The 10,658-nt window shown below is 66.8% G+C and carries 8 protein-coding genes; all 8 read left to right on the top strand.

The genetic code is table 11. From position 1 onward, the window contains the following. The first annotated feature begins 783 nt into the window (after positions 1-783). The 8 genes from ACFV2J_RS22605 (at position 784) to ACFV2J_RS22570 (ending at position 10,656) form a co-directional block, all read left to right on the top strand. Positions 784-2,406: an ABC transporter substrate-binding protein gene (locus ACFV2J_RS22605; RefSeq protein ID WP_385086114.1), complete on the top strand. Its 1,623-nt coding sequence runs from the start codon at positions 784-786 to the stop codon at positions 2,404-2,406. Positions 2,407-2,555: 149 nt separating this feature from the next. Further along, positions 2,556-3,482: an ABC transporter permease gene (locus ACFV2J_RS22600; protein ID WP_266701169.1), complete on the top strand. Its 927-nt coding sequence runs from the start codon at positions 2,556-2,558 to the stop codon at positions 3,480-3,482. Then, positions 3,475-4,413 carry an ABC transporter permease gene (locus ACFV2J_RS22595; RefSeq protein WP_385086116.1) on the top strand — a complete coding sequence of 313 codons (939 nt, stop codon included), beginning with the start codon at positions 3,475-3,477 and terminating at the stop codon, positions 4,411-4,413. The genes ACFV2J_RS22600 and ACFV2J_RS22595 overlap by 8 nt, the downstream gene beginning before the upstream one ends. A gap of 20 nt (positions 4,414-4,433) precedes the next feature. After that, positions 4,434-5,486, top strand: a complete 1,053-nt coding sequence (locus tag ACFV2J_RS22590; protein WP_385086146.1) for an ABC transporter ATP-binding protein — start codon at positions 4,434-4,436, stop codon at positions 5,484-5,486. Next, the gene (locus ACFV2J_RS22585) at positions 5,479-6,627 is read left to right on the top strand and encodes an ABC transporter ATP-binding protein (protein WP_385086118.1); all 1,149 of its coding nucleotides are present in this window, start codon (positions 5,479-5,481) and stop codon (positions 6,625-6,627) included. The genes ACFV2J_RS22590 and ACFV2J_RS22585 overlap by 8 nt, the downstream gene beginning before the upstream one ends. Positions 6,628-7,062: 435 nt before the next feature. Then, positions 7,063-8,694, top strand: a complete 1,632-nt coding sequence (locus ACFV2J_RS22580) for an ABC transporter substrate-binding protein (protein WP_385086120.1) — start codon at positions 7,063-7,065, stop codon at positions 8,692-8,694. 62 nt (positions 8,695-8,756) lie between these two features. After that, complete coding sequence (locus ACFV2J_RS22575; RefSeq protein ID WP_385086122.1) at positions 8,757-9,680, top strand: ABC transporter permease; 924 nt, start codon at positions 8,757-8,759, stop codon at positions 9,678-9,680. Further along, positions 9,673-10,656 carry an ABC transporter permease gene (locus ACFV2J_RS22570; protein ID WP_385086124.1) on the top strand — a complete coding sequence of 328 codons (984 nt, stop codon included), beginning with the start codon at positions 9,673-9,675 and terminating at the stop codon, positions 10,654-10,656. The genes ACFV2J_RS22575 and ACFV2J_RS22570 overlap by 8 nt, the downstream gene beginning before the upstream one ends. Positions 10,657-10,658: the final 2 nt, after the last annotated feature.

The following is a 10,658-nucleotide window of genomic DNA, read 5'->3' as shown; positions in this document are numbered from 1 at the left end:
GGGGGGGGCCGGGGCGCCCCCCCCCCCGCGGCCCCCGGCCGACACGAGCCAGGGTGCCCCCTTCACGGGGGCACCCTGGCTTTTTGCGTGGCCCTGCTCGGAGAAAGGGCCCTGGTCCGGGAAAGGGCGAACGGGGGCACAACGGAACCCGGCCGCCGCCTCTCACCGCGAGGCGCCCCGAAAGGGTAGGGAAAACCCTCGAAGCACAGGGGGAGAGCTCACCGGATGGCCGATTCACACTATTCTGCTGACCGGACAGGTCATTGCCCCGGTCGGGCGGCGCGACGTCGTCCGCGCGGCGAAGCCGTGCGCGGCGCGTCTGCGCGCTTGATCGTCGAACGGCCTTGGCGCGGGCACTCGTTGGCCGAGCGACGGGCAGCCGCCCCGCGGAATTCGCGGTGTGCGAGCACGCCAATGGCACCCCCGCACGGCGACCACGATAGTCGCAACTGGATTTCTTGCCCCTTGCGTCCGGAATACGGACACCCGCAACCGATAGATGTGTAACAAGTCCGTTTCGCAGGGATCTTTCGTGAAACCCTTTGTCCGGATTTTGGAAGATGTGAGTGCCAGGTGTGATCGAACCGAGACCTTGTGAGTGTGGTTCGGGCACTGACCCATGGCAGATAGTTAGGCGCGTAGAGCTCGGATCAACGGGTCATGCGCTGCTGGTGGCGACGACTCACGAGCGCGGGGGCACTTGACCGTTTCAGGCGCCGGTGACGGTGATGTGTCATGTGCCCTTCCAAGTGGTGAACCAATGGACTCATGAGGAGGAGCCCCATGCGTGGTGCCAAGAGCGCCAAGTGGGTTGCGATAGCCGCGGTTGTGGCGCTGGGTGCGACGGCCTGTGGCGGTGGCGGGGGCGACAGCAGCTCGGGCAGCGGCAAGGGCAACGGCGTCGTGTCGGTGGAGATCGGCGAACCGCAGAACTCGCTGGTTCCCTCCAACACGTACGAGACCGAGGGCGGCCAGGTCATCAACGCCCTCTTCACGGGTCTGACCAAGCTTGACGCCAGCAACAAGGTCGTCAACGCCATGGCTGAGTCGATCGAGACCAAGGACAACAAGGTCTGGACGATCAAGCTGAAGTCGGGTTACACGTTCCACAACGGCGAGAAGGTCACGGCTCAGTCCTTCATCGACGCGTGGAACTACGGCGCGAACCAGACCAACGCGCAGCAGACCAACCCGCTGTTCAGCCACATCGCGGGCTACAGCGACCTGAACCCGGGCGAGGGCAAGAAGCCGACGACCGACAAGCTCTCGGGTCTGAAGGCCGTTGACGACAGCACCCTCCAGGTCACCCTGAGCGGCGCGTTCTCCGCGTTCCCGTCGCAGCTTTCCTTCACGGCGTTCGTGCCGCTGCCCAAGGCGTTCTTCAAGGACCCGAAGGGCTTCGGCGAGGCTCCGATCGGCAACGGCCCCTTCAAGATGAAGGGCACGTTCAAGCACAACGAGCAGATCGACACCACGAAGTACGACAAGTACCCGGACGCCTCGAAGATCGAGGTCAAGGGTGTCAACTTCAAGATCTACTCGAACCCGGACACCGCCTACAAGGACCTGGTCGCCGGCAACCTCGACAGCCTGCTGACGATCCCGACCTCGGGCCTGCCGACGTACAAGAAGGACCTGCCGAACCGCACGATCGACGAGGCCGACTCGGCCGTCGGTTACATCGGCTTCCCGATCAAGTACAACAAGGCGTTCCAGAACGCCGACCTGCGCAAGGCCATCTCGATGGCCATCGACCGGCAGACGATCGCCGACAAGGTCTTCCTCGGTGCGCGTACGCCCGCGGACGACTACATCAGCCCGATCATCGACGGTTACCGCAAGGGCGCCTGCGGTGACGCCTGCACCCTGAACGTGGCCAAGGCCAAGGAGCTCTACAAGCAGAGCGGCGGGCTGCCGGGCAACAAGCTGGAGCTCGGCTACAACGCCGACGGCGGCCACAAGGAGTGGATCGAGGCGGTCGCCAACCAGCTCCAGCAGAACCTGGGCCTGAAGGTGACGGCGAAGCCGTTCGAGCAGTTCCAGACCATCCTCAACGACCTGGACGCCAAGAAGTACCAGGGCGCGTTCCGTATGGCGTGGAGCATGGACTACCCGGACGCCGAGGACTACCTCCGCCCGGTCTTCTCGAAGGAAGCCATCGCCAACGGCTCGAACTACTCGGGCTACGTCAACGAGGACTTCGAGAAGCTCCTCGTCAAGGGCGACCAGGCTCCGACGCACGAGGAAGCGGTCAAGAACTACCAGCAGGCCGACGACGTCCTCCTGAAGGACATGCCCTACATCCCGGTGTACTTCTACACCCTGAACGCGGGCTTCAGCGACAAGATCAAGTCGATGAAGGTCGCCGGCCACCAGATCCTGTGGGACACGGTCAAGCTCAGCTGAGCCGTATCTGAGCAGGTCCGACACACGGACAGGGGGTGAGCAGGGGAGGAGCTCAAAGCCTTCCCCTGCTCACCCCTTCTGCCGTCTTCCGTCCGTCAGTGCCGCCGCCCCGGCCGCGGGCGGGTTGAGCACCCCCCTCTGGAGTACCCATGGGCCGATACGTCGTGCGCCGCCTCCTGCAGGTGATCCCTGTGGTGATAGGCGTCACGTTCATCATCTTCTGCTTGGTCTTCGCGTTGCCCGGCGACCCGATCCAGGCACTGGCCGGCGACAAGCGCGCCGACCCCAACATCGCGGCGATCCTCCGCGCGCACTACCACCTGAACGAACCGCTGTACCAGCAGTACTGGCACTACATCAGCGGCGTCTTCACCGGTGACCTCGGTGAGACGTACAACGGCCGTGCCATCTCCGACATCGTGTCCGAGCGGTTCCCGGTCACCCTGAAGCTGGGCCTGACCGCCTTCGCCATCGAGGCCGTCATCGGCGTCGTCGCGGGCATCCTCTCCGCTCTGAAGCGGGGCAAGTTCCTCGACAACGTGGTGCTGGTCGCGACGCTCGTCCTGATCTCGATCCCGGTCTTCGTGTTCGGTAGCGTGCTCCAGCTCGAGTTCGGCATGAACCTCAAGCTCACCCCGGTCGCCGGTATCGAGAAGGGCTGGCCGCAGAGCTACATCCTTCCGGCCGTCGTGCTCGCCGCGACCTCCATGGCGTACATCGCGCGACTGGTCCGGTCGAGCATGACGGAGTCGATCCGTGCCGACTACGTCCGTACCGCCATCGCCAAGGGGCTGCCCCGGCGCCGGGTCATCGGCGTGCACGCCCTGCGCAACTCGATGATTCCGGTCGTCACCTTCCTGGGCTTCGACCTCGGTGCCCTCATGGGCGGTGCCATCATCACCGAGCGCGTGTTCAACATGCCCGGTCTCGGTGGCCAGCTGGCCCAGTCCCTGTATCTGCGTGAGCGACCCGTCGTGGTCGGTCTGGTGACCTTGCTGGTGCTGATCTACCTGGTCGCCAACCTCGTCGTAGACCTGATGTACGCCGTGCTCGACCCGAGGATCCGTTATGAGTGAGAAGACGATAGAGAGGCCCACCACCGACGAGGCCGCCCTCGTCAAGGAGACCGAGGCCGAGGAGAAGGCGGCAGCCCGTCAGGCGAGCCTGCTCAAGGACGGCTGGTCGGACCTGCGCAAGCGGCCCATGTTCATCGTGACGGGCCTCGTCATCGTGTGCCTGCTCGCGCTGGCGATCGCGCCCAGCCTCTTCACGGCGCGCTCCCCGTTCTCGGACGGCTTCTGTCAGCTCCAGAACTCCATGAGCGGACCGTCGTCCGGGCACCTGTTCGGCTTCGACGTGCAGGGCTGCGACATCTACACGCGGACCGTGTACGGCACGCGCAACTCGATCGTCGTCGGTGTGGTGACCACCATCGCCACCACCCTGATCGGCGGCCTGGTGGGCATGCTGGCCGGCCTGATCGGCGGCTGGGCGGACGCGGTGCTGTCCCGTATCACCGAGGTGTTCGCGGGTCTGCCGCTCCTCATCGGCGGTCTGCTGATCATGTCGGTCTGGGGTGGCGGTGACGTCTGGTCGGTGTCGCTCATCATGGCGATCCTCGGCTGGCCGCAGGTCTTCCGGATCATGCGTGGCGAGGTCATCGCGAACAAGTACAACGACTACGTGATGGCCGCCCGGGCGCTGGGCGCGGGTTCGTGGCGGATCGCGTTCCGGCACATCCTGCCGAACACGCTCGCCCCCGTCATCGTCATCACCACGATGAACCTCGGTGTCTACATCGGCGCCGAAGCCGCTCTGTCCTACCTGGGCATCGGCATCCAGTACCCGAACATCTCCTGGGGCGTGATGATCAGTGACGCCCAGGACCGGTTCCTGACCTCGCCGCACGCCCTGCTGTTCCCGGCCGGTGCCCTGAGCCTTACCGTGCTGGCGTTCATCATGCTCGGCGACGTGGTCCGCGACGCCTTCGATCCCAAGATGCGCTGAGGGAGGCGTACGTGACCGACATCGACTCCAAGGACGCCATCCCGGCTCCGCGATCCGGCGACGGCGGCAAGACCGCCCCGCTGCTCGAAGTGCGTGACCTGCACGTCGAGTTCCAGACCCGTGAGGGTGTGGTCCGAGCCGTCAACGGCGTCAACTACTCGGTGAACTCCGGGGAGACGCTCGCCGTGCTCGGCGAGTCCGGCTCGGGCAAGTCCGTGACCGCGCAGGCGATCATGGGCATCCTCGACATGCCGCCGGCCCGCATCCCCAAGGGCGAGATCCGCTTCTACGGCGACGACATGCTCACCATGTCCCACGAGGAGCGGCGCAAGCTGCGCGGTGCGCGGATCGCGATGATCTTCCAGGACGCGCTGTCCTCGCTCAACCCCGTGCTCAGCGTCGGCTACCAGCTCGGCGAGATGTTCCGTGTCCACCAGGGGATGTCGCGCAAGCAGGCCAAGGCCAAGGCCGTCGAGCTGATGGACCGGGTGAAGATCCCGGGCGCCGCGGCCCGGGTGAACGACTACCCGCACCAGTTCTCCGGCGGTATGCGCCAGCGCATCATGATCGCCATGGCGCTGGCCCTGGAACCGGACCTGATCATCGCCGACGAGCCGACCACGGCCCTCGACGTGACGGTCCAGGCCCAGGTGATGGACCTGCTCGCGGAGCTCCAGCGCGAGTACCACATGGGTCTGATCCTGATCACCCACGACCTGGGTGTCGTCGCGGACGTCGCCGACAAGATCGCGGTGATGTACGCGGGCCGGATCGTCGAGACGGCGCCGGTGCACGAGCTGTACAAGCGCCCGGCCCACCCGTACACCAGTGGCCTGCTCGACTCGATCCCGCGCCTGGACCAGAAGGGCCAGGAGCTCTACGCGATCAAGGGCCTGCCGCCCAACCTGCTGAAGGTGCCGAACGGCTGCGCCTTCAACCCGCGCTGCGAGAAGGCGCAGGACATCTGCCGTACCGAGCGTCCCGCGCTGGTCCAGGTGACCGAGCGGGACGGAACGGAACTGCCCGGCCGCGCCAGCGCGTGCCACTTCTGGAAGGAGACGATCCATGGCTGACCCGAACAAGTCCGCCGAGCCGACGGACGCGACGCCGAACGTCTCCGAGGTGGAGATCGCCGACGCGCACTCCGTGGAGGAGGAGATCGCCGCCCTGGACGCGCCGGTCGACCGCGGCGAACCGATCCTTCAGGTGCGTAACCTCGTCAAGCACTTCCCGCTGACGCAGGGCATCGTCATCAAGCGGCAGATCGGCGCCGTGAAGGCCGTCGACGGTGTCTCCTTCGACCTGTACCAGGGCGAGACCCTGGGCATCGTGGGTGAGTCCGGCTGCGGCAAGTCGACGGTGGCCAAGCTCCTGATGAGCCTGGAGCAGGCGACGGCCGGCGAGGTCTTCTACAAGGGCCAGGACATCACCCGGCTGTCCGGGCGCGCCCTGAAGGCGGTCCGCCGGAACATCCAGATGATCTTCCAGGACCCGTACACCTCGCTCAACCCCCGCATGACGGTGGGCGACATCATCGGCGAGCCCTTCGACATCCACCCCGAGGTGGCCCCGAAGGGTGACCGGCGCCGCAAGGTGAAGGACCTGCTGGACGTGGTCGGGCTCAACCCCGAGTACATCAACCGCTACCCGCACCAGTTCTCGGGCGGTCAGCGCCAGCGCATCGGCATCGCCCGCGGCCTCGCGCTCAACCCCGAGATCATCATCTGCGACGAGCCGGTGTCGGCCCTCGACGTGTCGGTGCAGGCGCAGGTCATCAACCTGATGGCGCGACTGCAGGACGAGTTCAACCTGTCCTACATCTTCATCGCGCACGACCTGTCGATCGTCCGGCACATCTCCGACCGCGTCGGTGTGATGTACCTGGGCAAGATGGCGGAGATCGGCACCGACGAGCAGATCTACGAGCACCCGACGCACCCCTACACCCAGGCGCTGCTGTCGGCCGTGCCCGTGCCGGACCCGGAGGCCCGTGAGCACCGCGAGCGGATCATCCTGACCGGCGACGTGCCCTCCCCGGCCAACCCGCCGTCCGGGTGCAGCTTCCGCACCCGCTGCTGGAAGGCGCAGGACAAGTGCGCCGAGCAGGTGCCGCTCCTCGCGGTGCCCGAGGTCTTCAAGGGCCTGGACACCCCGGCGGCCCACGAGTCGGCGTGCCACTTCGCGGAGCAGAAGGACATCGTGCACGCGGCCTGAGTCGCGCACGGTCCGATCCCGCCGGTTCCCGGCACCGTCAGTCCGGTGCCGGGAACCGGCTTTTCCGTGTTCCGGCGGCCGTGCCGGGAGCGACCGTCCCTTTCGTGGCGGTCCTGGCGGTCCTGGTGGTCCTGGCGGCAGGAAGCGGAGCGATCGCGACCGGCGGCCTCCGCGCGGCACGTGCCGGTCGCGCCGTCGTACGGGCGTGACCCGCCGGCCGGGCGGTGACCTCGCCCGGGGTGCCCGTCGACCTCCCGCACGGGGTGCGCAGCGCCGCTCATTGGGCCGGCCGCCGGAAACGGCACCCTCCTCCGGGTGTGTTGTGCCACGTACGGGTGGGCTGAATGTGCGTGATGTCTGTTACCGGTTGATATTGGCTGGTAATGGAACAGCGCCTCGGCGCTGGCGGCACAGCGCACTTAGAGGAGGCACTCCATGCGTGGAGCCACGCACGCCAAATGGGCCGCTGGCGCGGCGGCGATCGCCCTGGCGGCGACCGCCTGCGGAAGCGGTGGTGGCGGCGGTGGTGGCGGAAGCGGCTCAGGAGTCGTGAGTTCCTCCTGGGGCGACCCGCAGAACCCGCTGGAGCCGGCCAACACCAACGAGGTGCAGGGCGGCAAGGTCCTCGACATGATCTTCCGCGGCCTGAAGCGGTACGACGCCAAGACCGGCGCGGCCCAGGACATGCTGGCGCAGAAGATCGACACCTCGGACTCGCAGAACTTCACGATCACGGTGAAGAGCGGCTGGAAGTTCAGCAACGGAGAGGCCGTCACCGCCCAGTCCTTCGTGGACGCCTGGAACTACGGCGCGAGCCTGAAGAACAACCAGAAGAACGCGTACTTCTTCGGGTACATCGACGGGTACGACAAGGTCCACCCCGACACCGGCACCCAGAGCGCGGACAAGCTCTCCGGGCTCAAGGTCACCGGCACCGACACCTTCACCGTGAAGCTCAACCAGAAGTTCTCGACGTTCCCCGACACCCTCGGATACGTCGCCTACGCGCCGCTGCCCAAGGCGTTCTTCTCCGACCACGCGGCCTGGCTGAAGAAGCCGGTCGGCAACGGACCGTACTCCGTCGACTCGTACAGCAAGGGATCGCTGATGTCCCTGCGGAAGTGGGACGGCTACCCCGGCACGGACAAGGCGCAGAACGACGGGGTGGACCTGAAGGTCTACACCGACAACAACACCGCATACACCGACCTCATCGCCGGCAACCTCGACCTCGTCGACGACGTGCCCGCCTCGCAGCTCAAGAACGTGAAGAGCGACCTCGGCGGCCGCTACATCAACACGCCGGCCGGCATCATCCAGACGCTCGCCTTCCCGTTCTACGACAAGAACTGGAACAAGAGCGGGTCGGAGAAGGTCCGCAAGGGCCTGTCCATGGCGATCGACCGCGCCCAGATCACGAACACGATCTTCCAGAAGACCCGCACCCCGGCCACCGACTGGACCTCACCGGTGCTCGGCAAGGACGGCGGCTTCCAGGACGGGCTGTGCGGCGGCTCCTGCGCGTACAACCCGACCGAGGCCAAGAAGCTGATCCAGGAGGGCGGCGGTCTGCCCGGCGGCCAGCTCAAGATCTCCTACAACGCGGACACCGGCTCCCACAAGGAGTGGGTCGACGCCGTCTGCCACTCCGTCAACAACGCCCTGGGCAACGACAAGGCCTGCGTCGGCAACCCGATCGGCACCTTCGCCGACTTCCGCAACCAGATCACCCAGCACAAGATGTCGGGTCCCTTCCGGGCCGGCTGGCAGATGGACTACCCGCTGATCCAGAACTTCCTCCAGCCGCTGTACTACACGAACGCCTCCTCCAACGACGGCAAGTGGTCCAACAAGGACTTCGACAAGCTCGTCGACCGGGCGAACGCCGAGACCGACCGGGCCAAGGCCGTCTCGCTCTTCCAGCAGTCCGAGGGCGTCGTGCGGGACAACATGGCCGCCATCCCGCTCTGGTACCAGAACGGCAGCGCGGGCTACTCGGAACGCGTCTCCAACGTGGCGCTCAACCAGTTCAGCGTCCCCGTCTACAACGAGATCAAGGTCAGCTGAGCCGAAGGGCGGGTGCCCCGGACTGCCCGGGGCGCCCGCCCGCACCTATCCCCGGAGCCCTCATGGGACGGTACGTGATCCGGCGCCTGCTGCAGATGATCCCGGTCTTCATCGGCGCCACGCTGTTGATCTTCCTGATGGTGAACGTGATGGGCGACCCCATCGCGGGTCTGTGCGGCGAGCGGCAGTGCGACCCCGCCACCGCCACCCAGCTGCGCAAGGAGTTCGGTCTCGACCAACCGGTGTGGCAGCAGTACCTGACCTACATGGGCAACGTCTTCACCGGCGACTTCGGCACCGCCTTCAACGGCCAGCCCGTCACGGAGCTGATGGGGACCGCGTTCCCGGTCACCATCCGGCTGACCATCGTCGCGATCCTCTTCGAGATCGTCATCGGCATCACGCTCGGCGTCATCACCGGTCTGCGCCGCGGGCGGCCCGTCGACTCCGGGGTCCTGCTGCTCACCCTCGTCGTCATCTCGGTCCCCACCTTCGTGACCGGCCTGCTGCTCCAGCTGCTGCTGGGCGTCGAGTGGGGCTGGATCAAACCCTCGGTCTCCCCGGACGCCGCCTTCGGTGAGCTGATCGTGCCCGGTCTGGTCCTGGCCTCCGTGTCGCTCGCCTACGTGACCCGGCTGACCCGGACCTCCATCGCGGAGAACAGACGGTCCGACTACGTCCGTACGGCCGTCGCCAAGGGCCTGCCCCGCCGCCGGGTGATCACCAAACACCTGCTGCGCAACTCGCTGATCCCGGTGGTCACCTTCATCGGTACGGACATCGGCGCGCTCATGGGCGGCGCGATCGTCACCGAGCGGATCTTCAACATCCACGGCGTCGGCTACCAGCTCTACCAGGGCATCCTGCGCCAGAACACCCAGACCGTCGTCGGCTTCGTGACCGTCCTGGTCATCGTCTTCCTGGTCGCCAACCTGCTCGTAGACCTCCTCTACGCCGTACTCGACCCGAGGATCCGCTATGCCTGAGCAGCCGCCGTTCGACCAGCAGGGCGCCATCGCCGCGACCGGGATGGGCGGCGCCATGGACCTGGCAGCCAGCGAGGCCGAGACCCTGGAGAAGACCCCCGGGGGACCGCTGGGCACGGGTCCGCAGGAGAAGCCCCGGAGCCTGTGGTCCGACGCCTGGCGGGACCTGCGGCGCAACCCCGTCTTCATCATCGCCGGACTGGTCATCCTCTTCCTGGTCGTCATCTCCATCTGGCCCTCGCTGATCGCCGGCCAGAACCCCCTCAAGTGCGACCTCGCCAAGGCCCAGCAGGGCTCGCAGCCGGGCCACCCCTTCGGGTTCGACGGACAGGGCTGCGACGTCTACACGCGGACGGTGTACGGGACGCGCGTCTCGATCACCGTCGGCGTCTGCGCCACCCTCGGTGTCGCGATCCTCGGCTCCGTGCTCGGCGGGCTCGCCGGGTACTTCGGCGGGGCGCCGGACGGCGTCCTGTCCCGGATCACCGACATCTTCTTCGCGATCCCCGTCGTGCTGGGCGGTCTGGTGCTGCTCTCCGTGGTGACCAGCAACACGGTCTGGCCCGTCATCGGGTTCATGGTGCTGCTCGGCTGGCCGCAGATCTCCCGGATCGCGCGCGGTTCCGTCATCACCACCAAGCAGAACGACTACGTCCAGGCCGCACGCGCCCTCGGCGCGTCCAACTCCCGGCTGCTGCTGCGGCACATCACGCCCAACGCGATCGCGCCGGTGATCGTCGTGGCGACCATCGCGCTCGGTACGTACATCTCGCTGGAGGCGACGCTCTCCTACCTCGGGGTCGGCCTGAAGCCCCCGACGGTGTCCTGGGGAATCGACATCTCCTCGGCGTCCGCGTACATCCGCCAGGCCCCGCACATGCTGCTGTGGCCGGCCGGCGCCCTCGCGATCACCGTGCTCGCGTTCATCATGCTCGGCGACGCGGTGCGCGACGCCCTCGACCCGAAGCTGAGGTGACC

This window comes from Streptomyces sp. NPDC059668 (genome assembly GCF_042734135.1).
In the GTDB taxonomy this organism is placed as follows: domain Bacteria; phylum Actinomycetota; class Actinomycetes; order Streptomycetales; family Streptomycetaceae; genus Streptomyces.
This window is presented reverse-complemented; position numbering and strand designations above follow the sequence as displayed.

Bases quoted from the DNA above. Each gene is read 5' to 3' on its own strand.
- ACFV2J_RS22605 (WP_385086114.1), top strand. From the start codon at position 784: ATGCGTGGTGCCAAGAGCGCCAAGTGGGTTGCGATAGCCGCGGTTGTG.
- ACFV2J_RS22600 (WP_266701169.1), top strand. From the start codon at position 2,556: ATGGGCCGATACGTCGTGCGCCGCCTCCTGCAGGTGATCCCTGTGGTG.
- ACFV2J_RS22595 (WP_385086116.1), top strand. From the start codon at position 3,475: ATGAGTGAGAAGACGATAGAGAGGCCCACCACCGACGAGGCCGCCCTC.
- ACFV2J_RS22585 (WP_385086118.1), top strand. From the start codon at position 5,479: ATGGCTGACCCGAACAAGTCCGCCGAGCCGACGGACGCGACGCCGAAC.
- ACFV2J_RS22580 (WP_385086120.1), top strand. From the start codon at position 7,063: ATGCGTGGAGCCACGCACGCCAAATGGGCCGCTGGCGCGGCGGCGATC.
- ACFV2J_RS22575 (WP_385086122.1), top strand. From the start codon at position 8,757: ATGGGACGGTACGTGATCCGGCGCCTGCTGCAGATGATCCCGGTCTTC.
- ACFV2J_RS22570 (WP_385086124.1), top strand. From the start codon at position 9,673: ATGCCTGAGCAGCCGCCGTTCGACCAGCAGGGCGCCATCGCCGCGACC.